Source organism: Pantoea vagans (assembly GCF_001506165.1).
In the GTDB taxonomy this organism is placed as follows: Bacteria; Pseudomonadota; Gammaproteobacteria; order Enterobacterales; family Enterobacteriaceae; genus Pantoea; species Pantoea vagans_C.
The window spans coordinates 2,333,726-2,357,394 of record NZ_CP011427.1 but is presented as its reverse complement, the minus strand read 5'-3'; the positions used below and the strand labels follow the sequence as shown (position 1 = coordinate 2,357,394).

Sequence of the window (23,669 nt, the reverse complement as noted above, 5' to 3'; positions counted from 1 at the left end):
TGCATGAATGAGTTTTCCATTCTCTGCCGCGTCATCGGCTCGCTGTTCAACCGCCAGCCGCAAGATCCGCTGCTGGTGCCGCTTTTCACCGTGCTGCGTGAAGGCAAACTGAAAGACCAGTGGCCGCTGGAGCAGGATGAACTGTTGACCCGTCTGCAACAAAATAGCGATCCTCAGGCGCTGGCCGCGGATTACAACGCGCTGTTCGTGGGCAGTGAGTGCAGCGTGCCGCCGTACGCTTCACAGTGGCCAAACGGTCCAACCGAAGCGGATGTGCGTGCGTTTCTGAGTTCACGTGGCATGCCGTTGAGCGATGCGCCTGCCGATCACTTTGGTGTGCTGCTGTTGGCGGCTTCGTGGCTGGAAGATCAGTCGGCAGAAGATGAGTCAGCTGCGCAGCTGGCGCTGTTCGATGACTATCTGCTGCCGTGGTGCGGTGCATTCCTCGGAAAAGTCGAAGCACACGCCACCAGCGCGTTCTACCGCACGCTGGCTGCGCTGAGTCGTGAGGCAATCCAAACCATGTACGATGAGCTGAACGAAGGCAACGAAGAAGAAGCCTGATTACCAGCTGGCTGCGCTACTGCCGAGCCTGACACCCGGTGTGGCGCAGATCATTGGCGTGCCGGGCAGATACGCGGCGGCACGCAGCCTCTCCGCAATCCCCCAGGCATTGATCTCCAGCGCACTCAGCGCATCATCGCGCTGCGCGGTAATGCCGCTTTGCGGCTGTTGCGGCGCTGACCCCTGTTGTTGCAGCAGCCGAGCCGTGCGTGCCAGTGACAAGCGTGCCTGCCAGCCCACATGATTCTCACGTCGCTGCCGCAGCCCTTCCAGCACGGCGGCGGCCATCATGTAACCGGTGGCATGATCGAGCGCCTGCACCGGCAACGGGTGCGGTTTCGCGCTACCGCTCCACATCATCCCGCGCTCGGCAATGCCGCATCCCATTTGCACCAGGCTATCGAAGCCACGCCGGTTACGCCAGGGACCGCTCCAGCCCCACGCATTGAGACTGACATCCACCAGTCCGGGGGCAAGTGAGCGGCGGGTGTCGGCATCCAGCCCCAGTTTTTCCAGTGCGTCAGCACGATAGCCATGCACCATCACATCAGCGTGTTGGATTAAATCGCGCAGCTGCTCACGGCCAGCTTTGCTTTTCAGATCGAGCCGCGCACAACGCTTGCCGCAGGTGATCTCCTCTTCCAGCGTCGGCTCTTCCCAGCCATAAGGATCGATGCGTAATACCTGCGCACCGAGGCTGGCAAGAAAGCGTGTGCAAACCGGTCCTGCGATAATGCGTGTGAGATCCAGCACGCGTACCCCGAGTAAAGGGCGTGCCGTAGGCAACCGCCAACCCGGCCTTGGGGCTTCTCCGGTGGCCTGTTGGTCAATCAGGGGTTCACTGTTCACCGCCATGCCTTGTGGATGCTGTTGCCACTGCTGCTCACTGCGCATTAGCGCGGCACAACCCCCTGCCATCACTACCGCGTGTTCAAGGGCTTCGGCCTGCCAGGTGGCGACTACCTGACTCAATGCCGCGCGGTCAGGATGCTGACCTAACACCTGTTCCATCGCGGCACGATGATGCGGTGCATTGGTATGCAGGCGGATCCAACCATCCGCAGTGGCGTAGTCACCGGCAAAGGGATCCCATAACGCAGCAGACGGACGATTGAGCGGCGTCAGGCTATGCTGGAACCAGCGTGAGGCAAGCCGGACATTCACACTTACTGGGGTGGACTGGCCGAGTAAATCGCTCAGCGCCTGGCTGGCTAACCCAATGCTGGTGGCCGCCAGTTCGCTGACGGCGAAGGCAGACTGGAAGGTATCGGGCTGGAGAAAGCTGAGAGCAGGGCGCGGGTCTTCACCACGCAATCCCTGCCAGAGTTGCTGCCATAACGCAGCAGCAGATTGAGTATCCATGTTAAGTCTCCGGAAAACACGCGAGACTCAAGCATAGCAGAGGGGTTTTAACGGCGACGCAACCGCGGAAAACGCGCGTGCATGCGCAGGTTACGCAGATTGATCACCGCAATCGCGGTGCCCAGCACCACCAAAGAGGCTCCGAGGATTTTGAAGCTGTTCATGCTGTCGCCCAGCACCAGTACGCCCATCAACACCGCCAGTACCGGGGTCAAAAGGGAGTAGGGCATGATCAGATTGACGTTGTACTTCTTCAGCAGCGCATACCACAGCGTGTAGGCGACAATCGAGGAGGCCAGCGCGCTGTAGAGAATGCCAAACCAGCCGCGCCAACCGGCATGGCTGAGTGCGTAAAACTGCTGTGATTCGGTCAGCCAGGAGGCGGCACCGACAATCGGCACGGCAAGAAAGGAGATCCAGCCCGTCAGAGTGAGCGGTTTAATCGGCGGTGATTTTTTCACGATCATATTGCTTATCGCCCAGCCAAAGGCGCTGCACAGCAAAATACACAGCACCCACCATGCGGGAATGGTCGGGCTGCCAGACAGCACGGCAACACCGCTGAGAGAAATGCCGATGCCAAATAACTGCACCAGACGCAGTTTTTCTTTCAGCACCAGCATCGCCAGCAGCATCGCAATCGGCGTGCCCAGCTGGACCACAATTGCTCCGGTACCGGCATCGGTATAGCGCATGCCGACAAACAGCAGTGAGAAGTGCATGAAACCAAAGGTGAAGGCGAGGGTGAGTAACCATGGCAGCTGCTCACGGGTGATGCGGCAGAAGGGTACCAGCACGATGGCTACCACCACAAAACGCATCCAGGTGAGAAACAGCGGAGGAAGCTCCAGCAATCCCCACTTTACTGCTACGTTATTGAAAGCCCAGATGGAAACCACCATCAAAACCATAAAGAAATGCCGCACTGCCACAGTGTCATCCTTCACATCAAAGGGGGAGTTATCACCGGCTAATCATGGCACGAAGCCGCTACTTTCTGTGACATTGAGCAAAAATATTTTTCGCGTGCGCATGAGCTTATGCAGGAAAAAAATAAGACATGTCCCTGATTTCCTGTCAAAGTGGATGTCCGAAAGCTGACTCCGTTAAGGAATGAATTCGGAATGACACACACCCGCGCTCTACCTCTTGCCCTGATTCAACTCGAAGTGCCGCCGCCGTCGGTTGTGGCGCAAATTGGTGAACAACCCGTCTGGTTTATCGACGCGCTGCAACTGCAGCCTGACGACTATGTGATTATCCGTCCGCATCTGGGCGAAGAGCTGCCCGCCTTTGAGCGCGTCAGTGGCGCGATCCTCAGTGGATCCTGGGCGATGGTAACTGACCATGCCGACTGGAGCGAGCGCACTGCGGCATGGATTCGTGGTGCGCTGGAAGCGGCGTTACCGTTGTTAGGTGTGTGCTACGGCCACCAACTAATGGCCTATGCGCTGGGCGGCAAAGTGGGTGATAACCCCAATGGCTGGGAGCGCGGACTCAAAACCCTGACGCACGGTGCCAGCCGCGATCCCTGGTTGGGTTCGTTGCCAGGCGAGTTTCAGGCTTGGCTATCCCACCGTCAATCGGTGCTCACTCCGCCACCTCAGGCTGAGGTTTTGGCGAGATCGGAACAGGATGGCTGCCAGATTCTGCGTTACTCCGCACAGGCTCTCTCAGTGCAATTCCACCCGGAGTTCACCCGCGACATCATGACCGCCTGTTTACCGGCGGGTGTCAGCGATGATGGCACAACGGTGACGGGAGAGGATTGGTCGCGAGAGTTATTACGCCGTTTCTGGCAGCACACGCGGCCGCAGCCGCGTGTGCAAGCTCAGGGCGCGTAGTGCCGGGTGCAGCGGTAGACCCACGCGGGTGGCATGTTTTTTAGCACTCGCTGGCGCTGCCAGGTGAAGTAACGCGACAAATCGGGCTGGGTCAGCGAGGTGTACTGGAACTGCACAAACACACCGCGCGGCCCCAGCACGTCATGCACCGCACTGAGGATCGCTTCGCGGGTTTCCGGCGGCAGCGACAGCAGTGGCAAGCCAGAGAAAATCACATCGTACTCCCCGGAAAGATACTCGGCGGAGCAGGCGCGTACCTGCATGCGCGGGTCGCTCCATTCACGCAGGCTATCAACCAGCTCCGGACTGATTTCAAACACATCCAACTGTGCCTGAGGGGACATCCTTGCCAGAATGTGCCGTGTCAGCACGCCATCACCCGCGCCGAGTTCGGCGATACGCAGGCTGCGATCCCAGTGAACGGCATCGCACATGGTGCGGCACAGCGCGGCAGAGGAGGGCGTGATGCTGCCCATCTTGCGCGGGTTTCGAATAAATTGCTGAACAAAGTTCGCTTTGGCGCGCATTAACGTCAGGGCTGAAGCCAACATCTCTTTCTCCTGATTAGTGTCCTGCTTCATATTGACCACATTCGGCGCGCTTGTTTCGCTTTTCGCTGCATTCTGCTTAAAACTCGGAATTATCCGCAGCGAGGCGCGGCAAAGATGCCCATTCCTGGCGCGCATAAATGCGCACCCTACAGAAACGTGAAATGCCATTGTAGGGTCGCTATTTATGGCGACCGCTGTTGATACCGATATGGCTAAATCTCAAATTAAAAATCCCGGGATTTTCCTTCGGTGCGGTCACAGTTTCCCGCTCTGCGATCTGACAGGCTGACATTGATCGATCAATGTTAATAACAGGTTTCATAGTTGTTATTCGCCACTCTGTCCCGCAAGGAGAAACACCATGCGTTACGCTGCTCCGGGAGAACAAGGTTCTCTCATTACTCTGCAATCGCGTTATGGCAACTTTATCAACGGCGAATTTGTTGCGCCGGTGAACGGTAACTACTTCGTCAACACCACACCGATTAATGGTTCTACCATTGGCGAGTTTCCGCGCTCCGATAAAGCCGATGTCGATAATGCTGTCGCCGCTGCACAAGCCGCTGCCGATGCCTGGGGAAAGACCTCTCCGCAGGCACGCTCGTTAGTGCTACTGAAAATTGCCGATCGGCTTGAAGCCAATCTGGAATATATCGCCGTCAACGAAACCTGGGATAACGGTAAGCCGGTGCGCGAAACGCTGGCCGCGGACTTGCCGCTGGCGGTGGACCATTTCCGCTATTTCGCGGGTTGTGTGCGTGCACAAGAAGGCACGGCGGCCGAAATCGATGAATTCACCGCGGCTTACCACTTCCACGAACCGCTGGGCGTGGTGGGGCAAATCATCCCGTGGAACTTCCCGCTATTGATGGCGGCGTGGAAGCTGGCCCCTGCGTTGGGTGCGGGCAACTGCGTGGTGTTGAAACCGGCGGAGCAAACCCCGCTGTCGATTACGCTGTTTATGGAAGTCATCAAAGATCTGGTGCCACCGGGTGTGATTAACGTGGTGCACGGTTACGGTAAAGAGGCCGGTGAAGCGCTGGCGTCGCATCCGGGCATTGCCAAAATCGCCTTTACAGGTTCCACCGCCACCGGGGGCACATTCTCGAACTGGCCGCCAAAAGTCTGATTCCGTCCACCGTGGAGTTGGGCGGCAAATCACCGAATATCTTCTTCGAAGACATCATGCAGGCCGAAGAGAGCTTTATCGAGAAGGCGGCGGAGGGTGTGGTGCTGGGCTTCCTCAACCAGGGTGAAGTCTGTACCTGCCCTTCACGTGCGCTGGTCCAAGAGTCTATCTTTGAACCCTTTATGGCGGCGGTGATGAAACGCATCAAAACCATTAAACGCGGCGACCCACTGGACACCGAGACCATGATTGGTGCTCAGGCGTCACAGCAGCAGTTCGATAAAATTCTCTCCTATCTTGAGATTGCGCAGAAAGAGGGTGCGCAAGTGCTGCACGGCGGTGGCGTGGAGAAAATCGGTGAAGCCTTCGACAGCGGTTACTATATCCAACCTACGCTGCTGAAAGGCGACAACAGCATGCGCGTCTTCCAGGAGGAGATCTTTGGACCCGTGGTCGGCGTACTGACCTTCAAGGATGAGGCAGAAGCGATCGCTATCGCCAACGACTCCATTTACGGTTTGGGCGCAGGCGTCTGGACGCGTGACATCAACCGTGCTTACCGCATGGGTCGCGCGATCAAAGCGGGGCGTGTCTGGACCAACTGTTACCACCTCTATCCGGCGCATGCGGCGTTTGGTGGCTACAAGAAATCCGGTATTGGCCGTGAAACCCACAAAATGATGCTCGATCATTACCAGCAAACCAAAAACCTGCTGGTGAGTTACAGCACCCAACCGTTGGGCTTCTTCTAAGTAACAGGGCAGCGGGTGATACCGCTGCCCTTCACAGTAAAAAATGTGCGTCACTTCTTTAATCTGACTGTCATTTTGCCGTGCCACAGTGCCTGCATCACGAATACAGACAATTCCGCTACATTTAAGCCGTGTCTTGACGATATTAGAGAGCAAGGAAACTAAAACAGTGCGCCATTTTAAGGAGAAGAGATGAACACACAGCATAAATTTCAGCAGCAGCACGACGATGTGTTGGATGCGGATGACCAACATATCATCACGGTAAATCTACCCGGTCGTCAGGCGATCTACGTGATTGGTCAAAACGATGATGATGCCGACCTGCTGTTAGACGTGCAAATCGGTGAGATGTAAGCAAACGGCAATACCCCACCCATAAAAAAATCCGCAGCCATTAGCCGCGGATTTTTTGTTTTCAGCTCAGCTTAAGCGCTTATTTCACACAGGCTGCACAGTTGTTGTGGATCTGCTGGAAGAAGTCGTTGCCTTTGTCATCCACCAGGATGAACGCCGGGAAGTTCTCCACTTCAATTTTCCAGATCGCTTCCATACCCAGCTCAGCGTACTCCACGCACTCCAGGCTCTTAATACTCTGCTGCGCCAGCACTGCCGCTGGACCACCGATACTGCCAAGGTAGAAGCCGCCGTGTTTATGGCAGGCATCCGTCACCTGTTTGCTACGGTTACCTTTCGCCAGCATCACCATGCTGCCGCCGTGTTCCTGCAACAGGTCAACGTAGGAGTCCATACGACCCGCCGTAGTTGGGCCAAGTGAACCGGAGGCATAACCCTCTGGCGTTTTCGCCGGGCCTGCGTAATACACCGGATGGTCTTTGATGTACTGCGGCAGACCTTCGCCGTTATCAATGCGCTCTTTCAGCTTGGCGTGGGCAATATCTCGCGCCACGATGATGGTGCCATTCAGCGAAAGACGCGTAGAAACCGGATAGGCTGACAGCAGGGCGAGGATCTCGCTCATCGGTTGATTCAGATCGACATGCACGACTTCCCCTTCGCCCTGCTGACGCAGTTCTTCCGGGATGTAGCGGCCTGGATTGTCTTCCAACTTCTCAATCCAGATACCTTCGCGGTTAATCTTGGCTTTGATGTTACGGTCTGCGGAACAAGACACGCCCATACCCACCGGGCAGGAGGCGCCGTGACGCGGCAGACGCACCACACGGATGTCATGTGCGAAGTATTTACCACCGAACTGCGCGCCTAAGCCCAGCTCTTGCGATGCCTTCAACAGTTCTTCTTCCAGCGCCACATCACGGAATGCCTGACCGTGCTCGTTGCCTTCGGTCGGCAGCGAATCGTAGTAGTGGGTGGAGGCCAGTTTCACGGTCTTCAGGGTGCTCTCAGCGGAGGTGCCGCCGATAACAAATGCGATATGGTATGGCGGGCAAGCGGCAGTACCCAGCGACATCATTTTGTCGACCAAGTAATTTTTCAGCTTGGCTGGGGTAATCAGCGCTTTGGTTTCCTGATACAGATAGGTTTTGTTGGCTGAACCGCCACCTTTGGCAATACACAGGAACTTGTACTCATCGCCATCCACGCTGTACAGATCGATCTGTGCCGGCAGGTTGGTGCCGGTGTTGACCTCTTTGTACATATCCAGCGCGGCATTCTGAGAATAGCGCAGGTTATCTTCAATAAAGGTGTCGTAGACGCCACGAGAAAGTGCGGCTTCATCGCCACCGCCGGTCCAGACGCGCTGGCCTTTCTTGCCCATGATAATGGCGGTACCGGTATCCTGGCAGGTTGGCAACACGCCCTTGGCGGCGATTTCAGAGTTGCGCAGGAACTGCAGGGCTACGTATTTGTCGTTTTTACTGGCTTCGTCATCCGCCAGAATCGACGCGACCTGCGCCTGATGTGAAGCGCGCAGCATAAAGGACGCGTCGTGGAACGCTTGCTTCGCCAGTAACGTCAGGGCTTTAGGATCGACTTTCAGGATTTCCTCGCCATCGAATTCCGCTACTGACACGTAATCGCGGCTCAGCAGATAGTATTCGGTATCATCTTTGGCGAGAGGAAAAGGATTCTGATAATAGAAGGGTTTGTTCGACATGTTGGCTCACTTAGCTTCGTGTTGCCCGCCAGCATGACGGGCGACAAATAGGCGATCTGTTTTTCGATTTTTCTCTCGCCAGCCTCCGCAGGGGCTGACTGGCGAGCATCATAACACTTTCACGGTCATACGCGGCTCCGTTTTTAACATCGGAGCAACATCATCAGAACATCATCACCATCCATGGGTAGGCGATAACCATCAGAGCAACCAGGAAGATGGCACCAAAGATGGTACCGAGACGCCAGTAGTCTTTGGTTGGCAGGTAGCCGCTACCGTAGTAAATCGGGCTTGGGCCAGTGCCGTATGGGGTGATAATGCCCATCACACCCAGAGAAACACACATCATCAAACAGAACACCGGCATATTGATGCCTGGGATGGAGGCCGCAATGGTCAGCATCGCTGGCAACAGCGCGGTGGTGTGCGCCGTGGTGCTGGCAAACAGATAGTGCAGTAAGTAGAAGGCCACCAGCAGTACCACAGCAGAAACCTGTGGGTCATAACCGTGTAGCAACTGCGCACCTTCTTTACCCAGCCAGGCGATAAAGCCAACGCGTGCCAGACCATCTGCGAGTGCCACCAGAGTGGCGAACCAGGCAAAGGTGTTCCATGCCGCTTTATTGCTGGTGATATCGTTCCAGTTTAGTACGCCTGTCCACAGCATCAATACAATCACTAACAGTGCGGCCATTGCCGGTTCAATCCATGCGGCAGCGAAGATCCACATCATCAGCGCGGACACCACAAACACCAGCAGCAGGATTTCATTACGGCTCAGACGACCCAGCTTTTCCAGTTCAGCGGTGGCCCAACGTGGCACTTCGTCATTAACCTTCACTTCCGGCGGATAGAGCCAGTAGGCCAGCAACGGCATGGTCAGAATCAGCAGCACACCCAGTGGCAGGAAGGCGAGGAACCACATGCCCCATGAGATTTCGAAGCCAACGACACTTTTCACCAGCGCCAGCGCCAACAGGTTAGGTGCCAGCGCAGAGAGGAACATCGAGCTGGTGATACAGGCGGCGGTAATCGCGACCCACATCAGATAAGAACCAATTTTACGCGCGCTCGGATCATTAGGTTTTGAACCGTACAGCGGCGGCAGGTTAGCGATGATGGGGTAGATAGTACCGCCACTGCGCGCGGTGTTAGACGGGGTAAACGGTGCCAGCAACAGGTCGGCAAAGGTGATGGCATAACCCAGCGTCAAACTGCGACGACCCAGATACTTCACCAGAATCAGCGCCAGACGGCGACCGAACTGGGTTTTGTCGTAGCCAGCCGCAAACATAAAGGCACCAAAGATCAGCCAGACCGTGGAGTTGCCGAAGCCACTCACCGCCCATTTGAACGACTGTGCTGCCGTTTTGAACTTAGGGTCCGCCAGTTCTGCCGGGCTAAACAGCACCCACTGGCTGAACAGCGCAATGACGACGACACCCGTCAGGCCGATAACGGCGCCGGGCAGCGGTTCAAAGATCAGTCCAACGATGACGCCAACAAAGATGGCAAAGAAGTGCCATGCATAAGGTTCCAACCCGGCAGGGGTAGGTACCAGCAGCAACAGCACCGCGACGATGATAGGCAGGCACAACATGATCAGGCGGTTCTTTTTCCCCGGCGCCGCAGGGGGCGCTTTAAGGGATTCACTCTGGGTTGTTTGTGTGTTCATAGTTTTGGTCTGCAAGTTATGGAGAATGCGATTGATCGTCAGGGACACACTGTTTTTTTAGTCTCAACATGCGTGGCCAGGACAATTTAAAGTTGCTCTTTAATGAAACATTGCTTTGCAAATTCGATACGCGAATTATCAATTGAATGCAGCTATGATGCGATTAATTAAAATATCTATTTTGATCTAGATCAATAAAAAATATGCACTCTTTTTTAATTTTTAGCTTTTGCTTTTTATTTAATTTTCTGTCTGCTGTGGATTAAGCGTCTGCGGCGAGCGAAACGCAAAAAATCAAGCGAAATGGGGCAGGGTGAGTGGTTTTATCTTTATGATAGTACTGGATTTGTTTTAAATGTAAGTAAAAAGTTGATTTTTGTCAAGTCTTGGTTAAAACTTAGCGGAGCGCTAATTACAGCAATGAGCATCAAATTCTATTTCTAAACGTAAAACTTATATAACTAACAATCTGGGTTATGTAACTAAAGAAAATGGTATATTTACGCCATGAAATCGGACCACTCAAATAATTATAAAATTGCTCCGAACCGCAAAAGAATTGAATACACAATTTCTTAATTCTGGAGTTGCTCATTATGAATAAGCTCACCCCCATCCTTAACCCGCTTACGCTACCGAAAGGTGCGGTGCTGAAAAACCGTTTGGTGATGGCACCCATGACCACCTGTACCGGCTACTTTGACGGCGGTGTCACCAGTGACCTCGTCGAGTATTACCGCGTGCGCGCGGGCAGCATCGGTACGGTAATTGTCGAATGCTGCTTTATTGATAACCGAGGCCCGGCCTTCCCGGGTGCCTTGGGTATCGATAGCGACAACAAAATTGCCGGCCTGGCAAAAATCGCCCATGCCATCAAATCTGAAGGCTCTAAAGCCATTCTGCAGATTTACCATGGCGGCCGTATGGTCGAACCGGCGCTGATTGGCGGTAAAACCCCTGTTGCACCCAGCGCCATTGCTGCACCACGTGAGGGGGCCACTAAACCGCAAGCGCTGACGGCGGAAGAAGTGGACGTGATGATCACTAAGTTTGGTGATGCGGTGAACCGTGCCATCAAAGCGGGCTTCGACGGTGTCGAAATCCACGGTGCCAACACCTATCTGATACAGCAATTCTACTCGCCTAACTCTAACCAGCGTGATGACAAATGGGGCGGCAGCCGCGACAACCGCGCACGTTTCCCAATGGAAGTGCTGGAAATCACCCATAAAATGGCGGATCGCTTTGCCGCTGCTGACTTCATTATCGGCTATCGCTTCTCACCGGAAGAGCTGGAAGTGCCCGGCATCCGCTGGGATGACACCATGTACCTGCTGGAAAAACTGGCCGCGCGCGGTCTGGATTATGTGCACTTCTCCGTGGGCCAACTGCTGCGTCCCTCCATTGTCGATACCAAAGATCCAACGCCACTGATCACCAAATATCTGGCTGAACGCTCTGCGACTCTGGCGAAAGTGCCGGTGATTGGCGTGGGTGGCGTTGTCAATAAAGAAGATGCTGAGAACGCACTGGAGCACGGCTTTGATCTGGTTGCCGTCGGTAAAGCCTGTATTGCTTACCCTGACTGGGCCGACCGCATCATTAAAAACGAGCACATGGATCTCTACATCGACAGCACCAAGCGTGAAGCGCTGACGATCCCAGAGCCCCTGTGGCGCTTCTCGCTGGTGGATGCGATGATCCGCGACGTCAGCGATGGCCATCGTAAATACAAAGCGGGCGTCTATCAGGCGAAAGTCGAAGCCGAAGCGCTGAAGCTGAAAATCAACGTCACGCTGGATACCGACCGTATCACCGACATCTCACTGGTGCCGGACCCAAGTCTGGACGTCGACTTCACCAGCACCTTTGAAAGCCTGCGTGAACGCATCCTGGTGGCCAACAGCCCACACGTGGATGCCATCACCGGTGCCACTACCCAGAGTGAGGCGCTGAAAAAAGCCGTGTCTCGCGCCATGACCACTTCCAACAAAGAGTATGTGATTGAGGAGGGCGGCAACCCGAACGCACCGGTCAATTACGACGTGGTGGTGATTGGTACCGGCGGTGCAGGTCTGGCAGCCGCCATTCAGGCGCACGACGACGGTGCTCGCGTGGTGATCATTGAGAAGATGCCGACCATCGGCGGTAACACCATTAAAGCTTCAGTGGGTATGAACGCGGCAGAAACCCGCTATCAAAAACTGAAGGGTATCGAAGACAGCAAAGAGTTGTTCTACGAAGAGACGCTGAAAGGCGGCAAGTTCAAAAACAACCCAGTGTTGCTGCGTGAATTTGTGGAGCAAGCGCCGGAAGCGATTGAGTGGCTGGCGGCGAAAGATATCGAACTGTGCGATATCACCATCACCGGCGGGATGAGCATTGACCGTACGCACCGCCCCGAAGATCGTTCTGCGGTCGGTGGCTTCCTGATCAGCGGTCTGGTCAAGAACGTCAATAAGCGCGAAATCGAAGTGCTGCTGGAAACCTCAGTCTCTGAGATTCTGGTGGAAAACGGTGCTGTGACCGGCGTGAAAGTGGTGGATGAGTATAACGACAGCCGTATCCTCAACGCGAAAAGCGTGATTGTCGCCACTGGCGGCTTCAGCGCCAACCGTGAGATGGTGGTGAAATATCGCCCTGAGTTGGATGGTTTTGTTACCACTAACCACAAAGGTGCCACAGGTAGCGGCATCGCCATGTTGCAGAAAATCGGTGCGGATACCGTTGACATGGGTGAGATCCAGATTCACCCAACCGTTGAACAGACCACTTCTTACCTGATCTCTGAAGCGATGCGCGGCGGCGGTGCGATTCTGGTCAGCCAGGCCGGTAAGCGTTTCTACAACGAAATGGAAACGCGTGACAAAGTCTCTGCTGAGATCATCGCGCTGCCAGAGAAAAGCGCGTGGATCGTGTTCGATGAGCAGGTGCGTGCTAATAATAAAGCGGCCGACGAGTATATCGCCAAAGGCTTTGTGATCAGTGCACCAACCCCGCACGAGCTGGCGGTCAAACTCAACATGGATCAGGAAGCGCTGCAAACCACGCTCGGTCGCTATAACGAGTTCGTGGCGAAGCAGGATGATGAAGATTTCGGGCGCAAAACCGCGCTGCGTCATCCGCTGAATCAAGGACCGTACTTCGCCATTCGCATCGCCCCGGGCGTGCACCACACCATGGGTGGCGTTACCATCAACACCGACACTTCAGTGCTGGATGCGCAGAAACAGGTGATTCCGGGCGCGTGGGCGGCCGGTGAAGTGGTCGGCGGGATTCACGGCGCGAACCGTATTGGCGGTAACGCAGTGGCGGATATCATCATCTTCGGTATCAAGGCTGGCCACAATGCGGCTAAACTGGCGTTAGGTCACTAAGCAAGTTGGAGGTCACCATAAATGGTGACCCTACAAAGTTCATTGCGGTGTTTTGTAGGGTGCGCATTGATGCGCACCTGGCCGCTTTCATGAGGCTAAAATGTCAACTGACGCCGGCATCTACAATTACTCCGCCGTACTAATGGGTTCCCCCATTCTGCTCAAACTCTTCGATGACAATCCCACCTTAGCGCGTCAGGTTTTTCAACTTATCAAACAGCAGGAAAACCTGTTCACGGTCAACCGTACCGAATCCGAAGTGATGTCGATTAACCACGCTGCTGGTCGCCATCCGGTGCGCGTCAGTGAGGCGGTCTTTCGATTGATTAGCGTGGCGCATGCTGTGAGCATCTCCCCGGGCAGCGCCTTCAACTTCACCATTGGTCCGGTGGTGAAACGCTGGAAGATTGGTTTTCAGGGGCGTGAAATTCCCCCCGCAGAGGAGATTGCCGCGCTATTGCCGCTGACCGATCCTCACCAGGTGATCCTCAATGAGCAGGACCGCTCGGTGTTTCTGCAACAAGCAGGCATGGAGATCGATCTCGGGGCCATCGCCAAAGGCTATATCGCCGACGTGGTGCAGGCATTTTTGCGCCAGCAGGGTGTCACGCAGGCGTTGATTAATCTCGGCGGTAACGTGCAGACGCTTGGCTCTCCCCCACATGAACCACAGGGCTGGAGTATCGGCCTGAAAAAACCCTTTGCCGGGGATGAGCTGTTAGGGGTGTTGCAGGTGCAGGGCAAATCGGTGGTGACATCGGGGATTTATGAGCGTTACTTCGAGCTGGACGGCAAGTGCTGGCATCACATCTTCGATCCGCACACCGGCTATCCGTTGGATAACGAGCTATTGAGCATCACCGTGATCTCCGATCGTTCGCTGGATGGTGATATCTACACCACCTTGCTGTATGGCATGGGCGTGGAGCAAGGGCTGGCGTATCTTGCCGACCAACCCGAGCTTGATGCAATATTTGTCACACGCGATCGACAGATCATCTGCTCTTCGCCGCGCCACTTCCGATTCCAGCAGCGCGACTTTAGTTGGCAGCTACGTTACTGACAGTACTGTTGCAGCAGTGAATGGTATTCCGGCTGCAAACGATAGCGATACACCGGACGGCCGGTGGCGCCATAGTGGATGCTGGTAAACAGAATATTAATCTGCGCCAGCCAAATCAGGTATTTACGGCAAGACACGCGGGAAATATTCACTTCTGCTGCCAGTTCATCCGTGGAAAACTCATGACCGGGATGCGCATCAATCCACTGGCACAGCGTGCGCAGCGTTTGTGGCGTTAAGCCTTTCGGCAGGCGCTTGTTGTCATGCTGGGTGGCCGGGTTGCCGTGAATCAACAGGTCAACATCGGACTGCTGATAATAGTGCTGATTATCCATCAGCGACTTCTTCTGGCGCCAGCTGGTCAGTGCTTCTTCGAAACGCGGGAACTGGAATGGCTTGATCAGGTAATCCACCACGCCATAGTGCAGCGAGGTTTTAATGTTTTCGGCATCGGCCGCAGAAGAGATGATGATCACTTCCACCGCACTCTGCGCCTGACGCAGTTCAGGCAGCAGATCGAGGCCATTTTCCTGCTGCATGTAGATATCCAGCAACACCAGATCGATCGGGGTGTCGCTATTAAACAGGAACTCTTTGGCCTGCTTCAGGGTTGAAGCCGTGCCACAGCAGTTGAAGCCTTGTACCTGGCCGATAAACGATCGGTTCAGTTCGGCAACCATGGCGTCATCATCGACCACTAACACATTGATCATGTGGATTTATTTCCTCCATCCCAGGGAAGTTGTACTAAGAATTGCGTAAACACACCAGGTTCTGATTCAACACTCACACCGCCACCGAGGTTTTTTGTTTGTTGTTTTAACAGGAATAACCCTACGCCCCGGTTTTCACCTTTGGTCGAGAAGCCCTTGTCAAAAATGGTGGCAAGGTGCTCCGGTTCAATGCCCGGACCATCATCGCTCACTTCACAGGCCAGCCAACCGTTTTGATAGTGCAGCATCAGGTGAATTTCACCTTCGGTTTGCTCGCTGAGCGCGTCAATCGCATTCTCCACCAGATTGCCGATCACGGTGATCAGGGCCGCCATTTGATCTTCATTGCCGCTATCCGGCACGAAGCTGGCATCGCTGATGGTGAGGCGATGGCCGCAATCCGAAGCGCGATTAATCTTGCTGAGCAGAAAACCAGCAATGACCGGTGACTTAATTTTATCCAGCAGATAGCCAATCTCAGTCTGATAATTATTGGCTGTTTTCAGGATATACGCTTCGACCTGCGTATAGTTTTTCATGTGCAGCAGGCCAAGAATCACGTGCAGTTTGTTCATAAACTCATGCGAACGCTCACGCAGCGCATCGACGTAGTTTACCATGCCGGTCAGACGCTGCATCAACTGGCTAATTTCGGTCTTATCCCTGAAGGTGCAGACCGCACCGATGATGCGGCCCTGGCTGTGCACCGGTACGGTATTGCTCAGCAGCAATCGGCCATTCACATTTAACTCTTCATCACGCCGTGCGCGACCGCTGTGCAGCACCGCTTGCAGATGGTCATGAATCACGGACGCATCACCGCTAACGTTGCCGTTGGCCAAGGCGTTGTTGAGCAAGGTGCGCGCTGCCTGATTGACCAGCGTCACTTCGGCCTGGTCATCCATCGCCACCACGCCTTCCTTCACCGAGTTGAGGATCGCCTGGCGCTGCTCGAACAGGGTGGAAATTTCATACGGTTCCAGGCCAAACAGAATGCGTTTCAGTACTCGCACCAAAATAAAGGTGCCAATTGCGCCCGCCACGGTGCCGATCAGGATGGTCCAAAGAATGCTCCAGCGACTCTCATTGATTTGATCGGCAACGGCACTGAGTGATATACCCACTACCACCACACCAATCTGTTTATGCTGTGCATCATAAACCGGGGTATAAACGCGCATCGCACGCCCCAGCACGCCCTGATTCACCGAGACGTTCTCGTGACCCAGCAGCGCAGGTTCAATGTCATTGCCTATGAAGTGTTGGCCAATCAGCTCAGGATTCAGGTGCGAATAGCGAATGGTGTCCATGTTGGTCACCACCACAAACAGCAGATGATTGCTCTGCTGCACTTCTCTGGCGATAGGTTGGATCGCGGTGGTGTTGGGCGGTAGTACCAGCGCGCGCTGTATTTCCGGCAATTTGGCCAGTGTACGCGCCACGGCCATCGCTTTCTCTTCCAACTGCGTTCGCGTAGCGGCACCAATCTGAAAGAAATAGAACATGTGCACGCTGAGCAGCACCAGCACGATCACTGCGCTGAGCATCAGTGTCACCAGGGTGTTGAGTTTCATTGGGCGCTTACGTGCGGGTGTTACAGGCTGTGGCGTGCTCATTGTCGCTCCCTGAAAGAAGAGGGGGCTATTATGACGGTTAAATGTAAAAAGGTCGTCATAAACTCACAAGGACCTGAAGTTGCCACGCGATGTGCGTCTGTGGTGCGTAGGTTGCACCAATAATTTTCGCTTAATCCCCTTTGTTAACACCTTTTCCCCTCACCACGGTTCAATTGTGATTGGCACGACATCTGCATAGGTTTTGATGGCTTGTATACAAGGCCGCATACCAGTCAATCACCCTGGAGGGGTAAACATGCGTAACAATGATAATGATAAAGAGAACATCAACGCACAGCGTCGTCAGATGATGAAATATTCCATGCTGGCACTCGGCGGTGTCGCACTCAGTGGCGTGTTAGGCAGTACAGCGGCACTGGCAGCAGATGATGAAATTCTGATTGGTTATTGGCCGATTGTGGGTGGTTTGCCGTTATACGCCGGTATTGAGAAGGGCTTCTTCAAACAAGCTGGGTTGAATGTCAAGGCGGTTAAATTTGCCAGCCCGCAACAAGTGGTTGAAGCGATGATCACCGGTCGCATTCATGGATGTGCCAACGGCACCGCAACCGGCGCGCTGGGCCTGGGGGCGATTACCAGCCCAGACTTGTTCAAAATTATCTGCTCTAACCCCTCAAATGAAAAAATGGTGCTGGATGAGTTCCTTGTGCCGATGAACAGCACGGCAAAATCCATCAGCGATCTCAAGGGTAAACGTATTGCCAGTGGTCCGGGCATCCAAAACGTTACCATGGCAAAAATCATTCTGGAGAAAAACGGTTTCACCGACACCAAAGTGATTGAGCTGCCTGTTGGACAGCATGCACCGTCACTGGCCGCCGGACAAATTGACGGTGTCTACACGCTGGAACCGACCGGGACCGTGGCGCGGATGAAAGGCATGGGTAAGGTTCTGGAAACCGGCGTGATCGCCAAATATGTACTCGGTGATGCCAACGCTCCGTGGTTTGGCGGTGCCGCGGCGCTAACCAGCAGTTTTATTAACGCGGACAAGGCGCGTGCACAGCAGGTTATCAATGCCTATGGCGAAGCCGTGAAGTTCATTCAACAGCAGCCAGAAGAGGCTCGGCAATATGTGGCAGGCTATACCGGCATTGAAGCGGGATTAGTGAAAGAAGTGCCGTTACCAGGGTTCGTTATGTATGACCAGCTTACCGGTGACAACCTGCAATGGTTCCAGAAGTTTTATGACGTGTTCGCGGAACGCAAAATTTTCAGCAAGCCATTACAGGTTGAACCCTTGATCTACAAAGCTTAAGGAGAAGCGAACATGCTGAAATGGCGATCCAAACTGATCCCCCTGATTGGCCCGATACTGCTCTTTTTGCTATGGCAAACGGCGGTCAGTGCCAAATGGCTTAATCCGGTATTGCTTCCCTCTCCGGGGGAAACCTTGGGTTATCTCTTGGGAGCTTTGACCGATGGCAGTATGAATCAGGACATCGGCGCAACACTGTATCGCACGCTGATGGCCTTTATTGTGGCCGCGATTATCGGTGTGCCGTTGGGCGTGATGCTAGGGAGCAGTGAACGGCTTTATCGCAGCGTCGAATTCCTGGTGGATTTCTTCCGCTCAACGCCATCTTCGGCGTTAATCCCGCTATTCATGCTGATTTTCGGTATTACCGATACCAACAAGATTGCTATTGCCGCCTTTGCTGCGGTGTTAGTGATTCTGTTCAACAGCGCCTACGGGGTGATGAATGCGAAAAAGACCCGCATTATGGCGGCGCAGGTGATGGGCGTTTCACGCTGGCACGTATTTAAAGACATCATGTTGATGGAAAGCCTGCCGCAAACGTTCGTGGGGTTGCGCACTGGCGTTTCTATGGCGTTGGTCATCGTCATTGTCGCAGAGATGTTTATTGGTTCTGAAACGGGGTTGGGCCATCGCATCATAGATGCGCAGCAATTATTCAATATCAAAGACATGTATGCATCGATTCTGATCACCGGTGCCTTTGGTTATTTGTTAAATCTGGGGTTTCTGCTGATTGAGAAACGCTGCGTGCACTGGAGTGGCAAAGCATGAGAAACAGGGAATATCCGCAACCTAATACCCATGTCACTATTCGCGGGCTGGATAAAAGCTTTGCGGGTCAACCGTTGTATCAGGATCTCAATCTTGATCTGCCGAAAGGCAAGATTGTGTCGATATTTGGCCCCAACGGTTGTGGTAAATCGACCTTGATGAATATGATTGCCGGACTGATTCCGATCGATCGTGGGCAAATCCTGTTCGATGGAAAAACCCTCGCCGAGACCAATATTGGCTATGTATTCCAGAACTATCGTGACGCGCTCTTTCCCTGGCTCACCGCCTGGCAGAACATCGCCTATCCGTTAAAGCGCCAGGGTATGAAGTCTGCGGCGGTGAAAAAGCGGGTGAGTGAACTCTCGGAGATGTTTGACATCCGTTTTGACCTGCAGCGCTATCCCTATGAGCTTTCGGGTGGGCAACAACAGACGGTGTGCATCATGCGTGCGCTGGCCACTGAGCCAGAAGTGATGTTTCTGGATGAGCCGTTTTCAGCACTGGATTTTGAGATGACGCTGTTCATCCGTGACAAACTGCAGCAGGTCCAGCTGTTGACTGGCGTGACGATGCTGATTGTTTCGCACGATCTGGAGGACGCGGTCTTTCTCGCGGATGAAATTTTATTGCTGACGCGTCGGCCGACGCGCGTGGCTGAAATCGTGCCTTTTGCACTACCGCGTCCGCGTACGGCAGAAATCATGAGTGACCCGGAGTTTGTCAGAGTTAAAGCGCACACGCTGGCGGTGTTTAAACGGGAGATGGCGGGGTAGCGTGAACATGCACAACGTCGTCGGACGTTGTGCATGTGTGAGGGATTAACCCTGCTTCACGCGGTTAGCAAAGCTCTTACGCAGCTTCTGCAGTTTCGGTGGGATCACCGCCATGCAGTAGCCGTTGCGCTGGCCGGCACCATCCCAGTAATCCTGGTGATAATCTTCTGCCGGGTACCACTCTTTCAGCGGCTCAATGGTGGTGACCACGGGCACATTGAGATCGGCCTGAGCGCGGGCAATGGCGGCAATCGCCTCTGCTTCCTGCTCTGGGTTAGCCGGGAAGATCGCAGAACGATACTGCGTGCCAACGTCGTTGCCCTGACGGTTTAACTGGGTTGGATCGTGTGTCGCAAAGCTGATATCCAGCAGATCGCCGTACTTCACCTGCTCGGGATCGAAACCAACACGGATCGCTTCGGCATGACCGGTTGCACCGCTGCACACCTGCTCGTAGGTTGGATTCGGGCGCTCGCCGCCGGTGTAACCACTTTCGACTGACTCTACGCCAATCACATCTTTAAACACTGCTTCGGTACACCAGAAACAGCCACCGGCGATCACCGCATATTCGGTTGCCATTGTTTTTTACTCCTGTCAGGTCGAAAGCAATACTGTGAGGGCGCTCGGGTGCGATTTCAACAGACTCAAATTAACATTTCTGGCTTAAAATCGCGGTGTTTATCGAGCACGCTATTGCTCATGATGGTAAAGCGTCCTTCGCCAGTGTAGTGCAGGGTGGGTGGAAATTCCGGTTGCTCGGCAACATGGGCTTTGACGATCTCGAAGATGAAGAAGCTGTAGTTGTTCACCATCGAGTCGTCATACAGCTGGCACTCAAAACTGGCAAAGCACTCGTCGATCAACGGCGCGTTGACCACGCTGGCGGGTTCGGGGGTGAGTTTGAAGGCATCAAACTTATCGATACCATCGCCGTGACTGTTGCCTATTGCGACCACGCTATCGACCAGATCAGCGGATGGCACATTGATCACGCACTGGCCGCTGTGGCGAATCAACTCATGGCTGTAATTGCCGCTGGCGATCATGCAACCCACCAGGGAGGGGGAGAACTCCAGTATGGTGTGCCAGCCCAGCGTCATGATGTCGTGCTGATCTTCAAACTGCGAACTCAGCAACACCACCGGACCGGGCTCCAGATATTTCCTCGCCTTGCTCACCGGAAAGTCAATTTTATGCAGGCGTTGGCTCATCATGCGTCTCCTTTTTTAACAGAGATAAAGTAAGTGTAGCTGCCAGACTTTACTGGACCGGCATTTCACGGCATGGTAGAGCGTCATTTTATCTGGAGCTGGTTAATGGAATCTGCGTCTGTGTCCACATCTCGTCCTGTCTTACATCTGCTGTGCGGCAAAATTGCTGCGGGAAAATCGACGCTGGCGCATCAACTGGCACAAGAAAATGGAGCCGTCATCATCAGCGAAGATGCCTGGCTGGCGCATTTATTTGCAGAAGAGATGCAGGATGTTGCTGATTACGTGCGCTGTGCGGGCAAACTGCGCAATGCGATGACGCCGCATTTAATCGCGTTGTTGCAACGTGGCGTATCGGTGGTGCTGGATTTCCCAGCCAACACCTTGAGTCAACGCCAGTGGATGAAAGCGGTGATCCAGAGTGCGCAGGCAGAACATCAACTGCATTTCCTTGATGTGCCGGATGCACTGTGCAAGAGCCGTTTACACGCGCGCAATGCAGAAGGCAGCCACGACTTTACGGCGACGGATGCGCAGTTTGAGCTGATCAGCAGCTACTTTACTGCACCGGGCGCGGATGAAGGGTTTAATGTGGTGGTGCACGGTTAACATCGATTGAACGGTGTAGGGCGTGGGAGAAGAGGTATCGCCCGGATTGAATGAGCATAATAAAAAATGTGGGTGAGGAGCGTTCCTTGCTCCCGGTCCGGTAATTATCAAGGTGAATCATCAGGATCCTTTGTTACTACTTTTCCCACCTTTTTTACCTGCCTCTGAGGCCTTTTGTGGATCGTCTTTAAAACTGCCGCCACTCTGTTGGCCGCCTTTCTTACCTGCTTCAGACGCTTTTTGTTTGTCATCCGCAAAGTTACCTGAACCGCCTCTATGTTGAGCCATGGTCTTGCCTCTTGATGCGTGATCATTAACATGATGGGAAAACACATCATGTGCTTTTGCATCTTTAATTTTAATTGCGAAATACATCGCTTCAAGCGCGACGGCTGAATAAAAAGGTATCACGTTGATAATATCAAGTTTATTTTTATTGCGGGTAAAATGATTTGTTATTTTCTTTCATCGTTATGTTATTTTTCACTAATAAGCCAAGCGTGTAAGTCTTGATATTATTTATTCGACGCCTTAATCACAACTTTTCCTTATTTAAATCGCGCGAATACTACAGCGACTAAGCTTAACTTACCCATTCCGGGTAGCTGGAGGTAAATATGTCAGAGCGTCCAGATCCAGATAAAGTGATACCGCTGCCGGGTGACGATGAGCCGTTACCAGATGACGACGATGATGGTCAGGATCTGCCTGATGAGCAGAAGCCTAACATCTAAGCGTTAAGCGAAGAGCCGCTTATGGGCGGCTCTGTTGCTGCGGCAAAGTGCTAATCTGACGGCTCACTGCCATCTATTGATGGCGAGTCATAACGAACATACTGCCGTATCGCTTCATGCAGGGCACGATTGCGATCTGATTCCAGCCCACGGGCTTCATATTCCCTGGCCATCTGAATCAGAACTTCATCGTACTTACCCTTAAAAGTGATGTTGTTCAGCGCAACCTGTTTGATCATCAATTCGCGCAGCACTTCTGTTTCAATCTTCAGGTACTGAACCGTTGCTTCCAGTTCCTTGATTCTATCCTCAGCTGACATTATTACTCCCTAAGCAAATATGAACGGCGTTCGGTGTGAATAAAGTAATGTGCATCAGGAATATCGCATTGAAATTGGTGTTATTCAACCCATGCCAGTCAGAATCGGAAATAAGCGAGACGTAGAATCAGTTCGATTTGAAGACCGTTTATGTTTGAATTATTAAATCGTACGCTTTGCGCTGCGATTAACCTCAAAACACTAACTGAACTTTGGCTGCCAGTTCTTTATTTGATGCTAACTCCAGTGCGGCAACCGCGTCATTTATGTTGAACTCGGTGGTGAGCAGCGGCAGTGGATTAATTTTACCGGATTCCAGCCATCTGACTGCGGTTGTGAACTCATCGATAAAGCGGAATGACCCTCTCAGTTGAATCTCTTTCACCAGCAAGGGGCCAACCGGATAATTGACCTCCGCAGCACCCATGCCCAACTGGACGATAATACCCGCTGGACGCGTATAAGACACCACTGAAGCGATGGCCACCGCTGCACCCGAAGCTTCGAAACAGATATCAAAATGTCCGCCATCGGCAGTCCATGATGAGATAACGGTTTCATCCCGTGGGTCGTATGCGGCGGTGGCACCCATTTCAACGGCCAACGCGCGACAGCGCTCGCTGATATCGGTGGCGATCACTTCCGTTGCGCCCGAAGCCAATGCGCAGGCGATGATCAAACAGCCGATCGGCCCGGCACCGGTTACCAAAACGCGTTTGCCTACCAAGTTACCGGCTTGCTTCAACGCGTGAATGCACACGGCGAGCGGTTCAGCAAATGCGATAATTTTAGCCTCAGCGTGTTCCGCATAAGGCACGCACTGCTGCGGGCTCACCACCACATGTTGTGCAAATCCGCCGTTCACATGCGGGAAGAACTGCGCGCTGCCCATAAAACGCATTGCGCGGCACAGGTTTTGCCTGCCGCTGCGGCAAATCTCGCACTGCTGACAGGGTTGAGACGGATTGATGGCCACAGGTTGACCGACACGAAGATGGCTTGCAGCAGGTGCTTGCTCCACTACGCCGACAAATTCATGCCCTAACACCATCGGGGATTTCAGCACCGACATTCCCGCTTTGCCATGCTGAAAGTAGTGGATGTCCGAGCCGCAAATCCCGCCCCGTTCGACGCGCACCAAAACCTGATCTTCATCCCAACTGATGCTTTGTGTTTCCACGCACACATCGTGTGCCCCTTTGACCATGACCGCTTTGACTGTTTTTTGCTGCATGAC

General features: G+C 53.8%; 21 protein-coding genes and 1 pseudogene. 10 read left to right on the top strand and 12 right to left on the bottom strand.

Annotation, left to right across the window (positions count from 1 at the left end):
* Nucleotides 1-3 precede the first annotated feature (3 nt).
* Nucleotides 4-564 carry a TorD/DmsD family molecular chaperone gene (locus tag LK04_RS10960; RefSeq protein WP_039334747.1) on the top strand — a complete coding sequence of 187 codons (561 nt, stop codon included), beginning with the start codon at nt 4-6 and terminating at the stop codon, nt 562-564.
* On the opposite strand, the gene LK04_RS10955 is transcribed toward LK04_RS10960, so the two are convergent.
* Nucleotides 565-1,926 (bottom strand): CoA transferase, encoded by a 1,362-nt coding sequence (locus LK04_RS10955; RefSeq protein ID WP_039334749.1) that lies wholly within the window; start codon nt 1,924-1,926, stop codon nt 565-567.
* 47 nt (nt 1,927-1,973) lie between these two features.
* Nucleotides 1,974-2,858, bottom strand: coding sequence for a DMT family transporter (locus LK04_RS10950; RefSeq protein WP_039334751.1), 885 nt, complete (start codon nt 2,856-2,858; stop codon nt 1,974-1,976).
* Nucleotides 2,859-3,050: 192 nt separating this feature from the next.
* Here LK04_RS10950 and LK04_RS10945 point away from each other — a divergent pair, with 192 nt between their 5' ends.
* Complete coding sequence (locus LK04_RS10945; protein WP_039334755.1) at nt 3,051-3,770, top strand: glutamine amidotransferase; 720 nt, start codon at nt 3,051-3,053, stop codon at nt 3,768-3,770.
* Here LK04_RS10945 and LK04_RS10940 read toward each other — a convergent pair.
* Nucleotides 3,758-4,321 (bottom strand): class I SAM-dependent methyltransferase, encoded by a 564-nt coding sequence (locus tag LK04_RS10940; protein ID WP_039334764.1) that lies wholly within the window; start codon nt 4,319-4,321, stop codon nt 3,758-3,760. The genes LK04_RS10945 and LK04_RS10940 overlap by 13 nt on opposite strands.
* 361 nt (nt 4,322-4,682) lie before the next feature.
* Here LK04_RS10940 and LK04_RS10935 point away from each other — a divergent pair.
* Nucleotides 4,683-6,202: pseudogene (locus tag LK04_RS10935) on the top strand (aldehyde dehydrogenase family protein).
* 192 nt (nt 6,203-6,394) lie between these two features.
* Complete coding sequence (locus LK04_RS20775) at nt 6,395-6,559, top strand: hypothetical protein (protein WP_197063359.1); 165 nt, start codon at nt 6,395-6,397, stop codon at nt 6,557-6,559.
* A 79-nt stretch (nt 6,560-6,638) separates the two neighbouring features.
* On the opposite strand, the gene fumA is transcribed toward LK04_RS20775, so the two are convergent.
* The gene (fumA, locus tag LK04_RS10930; RefSeq protein WP_039334769.1) at nt 6,639-8,282 is read right to left on the bottom strand and encodes a class I fumarate hydratase FumA; all 1,644 of its coding nucleotides are present in this window, start codon (nt 8,280-8,282) and stop codon (nt 6,639-6,641) included.
* A gap of 163 nt (nt 8,283-8,445) precedes the next feature.
* Nucleotides 8,446-9,957, bottom strand: coding sequence for an anion permease (locus LK04_RS10925; RefSeq protein ID WP_039334836.1), 1,512 nt, complete (start codon nt 9,955-9,957; stop codon nt 8,446-8,448).
* A gap of 596 nt (nt 9,958-10,553) precedes the next feature.
* Between LK04_RS10925 and LK04_RS10920 the strand changes: the two genes are divergently transcribed.
* Entirely contained in the window at nt 10,554-13,334 is a 2,781-nt protein-coding gene (locus LK04_RS10920) for a flavocytochrome c (protein WP_039334771.1), read from the top strand.
* 100 nt (nt 13,335-13,434) lie between these two features.
* Nucleotides 13,435-14,397 (top strand): FAD:protein FMN transferase, encoded by a 963-nt coding sequence (locus LK04_RS10915; protein WP_039334774.1) that lies wholly within the window; start codon nt 13,435-13,437, stop codon nt 14,395-14,397.
* On the opposite strand, the gene dcuR is transcribed toward LK04_RS10915, so the two are convergent.
* Nucleotides 14,391-15,110, bottom strand: coding sequence for a two-component system response regulator DcuR (gene dcuR, locus LK04_RS10910; RefSeq protein ID WP_039334778.1), 720 nt, complete (start codon nt 15,108-15,110; stop codon nt 14,391-14,393). The genes LK04_RS10915 and dcuR overlap by 7 nt on opposite strands.
* Nucleotides 15,107-16,726: a sensor histidine kinase gene (locus LK04_RS10905; RefSeq protein ID WP_039334781.1), complete on the bottom strand. Its 1,620-nt coding sequence runs from the start codon at nt 16,724-16,726 to the stop codon at nt 15,107-15,109. The genes dcuR and LK04_RS10905 overlap by 4 nt, the downstream gene beginning before the upstream one ends.
* A gap of 256 nt (nt 16,727-16,982) precedes the next feature.
* Between LK04_RS10905 and LK04_RS10900 the strand changes: the two genes are divergently transcribed.
* From LK04_RS10900 to LK04_RS10890, 3 genes are read left to right on the top strand one after another with little or no spacing between them, the layout of a single operon-like run.
* A complete protein-coding gene (locus LK04_RS10900) occupies nt 16,983-18,005 on the top strand; it encodes an ABC transporter substrate-binding protein (protein ID WP_039334783.1) in 1,023 nt (340 codons plus the stop codon).
* Nucleotides 18,006-18,017: 12 nt separating this feature from the next.
* Nucleotides 18,018-18,779, top strand: coding sequence for an ABC transporter permease (locus LK04_RS10895; protein WP_039334786.1), 762 nt, complete (start codon nt 18,018-18,020; stop codon nt 18,777-18,779).
* On the top strand, nt 18,776-19,555 hold the full coding sequence (locus LK04_RS10890; protein ID WP_052206175.1) for an ABC transporter ATP-binding protein: 780 nt from the start codon (nt 18,776-18,778) through the stop codon (nt 19,553-19,555). Before LK04_RS10895 ends, LK04_RS10890 begins: the two co-directional genes overlap by 4 nt.
* Before the next feature lie 45 nt (nt 19,556-19,600).
* Here LK04_RS10890 and msrA read toward each other — a convergent pair whose 3' ends face one another.
* On the bottom strand, nt 19,601-20,137 hold the full coding sequence (gene msrA / locus LK04_RS10885; protein ID WP_039334791.1) for a peptide-methionine (S)-S-oxide reductase MsrA: 537 nt from the start codon (nt 20,135-20,137) through the stop codon (nt 19,601-19,603).
* Between the two features lie 65 nt (nt 20,138-20,202).
* Entirely contained in the window at nt 20,203-20,769 is a 567-nt protein-coding gene (locus tag LK04_RS10880) for a flavin reductase family protein (RefSeq protein ID WP_197063360.1), read from the bottom strand.
* A 105-nt stretch (nt 20,770-20,874) separates the two neighbouring features.
* On the opposite strand from LK04_RS10880, the gene LK04_RS10875 reads away from it, so the two are divergent.
* Nucleotides 20,875-21,378 carry an AAA family ATPase gene (locus LK04_RS10875; protein ID WP_039334794.1) on the top strand — a complete coding sequence of 168 codons (504 nt, stop codon included), beginning with the start codon at nt 20,875-20,877 and terminating at the stop codon, nt 21,376-21,378.
* Nucleotides 21,379-21,498: 120 nt separating this feature from the next.
* On the opposite strand, the gene LK04_RS10870 is transcribed toward LK04_RS10875, so the two are convergent.
* The 3 genes from LK04_RS10870 to idnD all read right to left on the bottom strand — a co-directional run bounded on the left by LK04_RS10870 (nt 21,499) and on the right by idnD (nt 23,666).
* On the bottom strand, nt 21,499-21,666 hold the full coding sequence (locus LK04_RS10870; RefSeq protein ID WP_059109824.1) for a general stress protein: 168 nt from the start codon (nt 21,664-21,666) through the stop codon (nt 21,499-21,501).
* 496 nt (nt 21,667-22,162) lie between these two features.
* The gene (locus LK04_RS10865; RefSeq protein WP_039334799.1) at nt 22,163-22,432 is read right to left on the bottom strand and encodes a hypothetical protein; all 270 of its coding nucleotides are present in this window, start codon (nt 22,430-22,432) and stop codon (nt 22,163-22,165) included.
* A gap of 193 nt (nt 22,433-22,625) precedes the next feature.
* Entirely contained in the window at nt 22,626-23,666 is a 1,041-nt protein-coding gene (gene idnD / locus LK04_RS10860; RefSeq protein WP_039334802.1) for an L-idonate 5-dehydrogenase, read from the bottom strand.
* Nucleotides 23,667-23,669 lie beyond the last annotated feature (3 nt).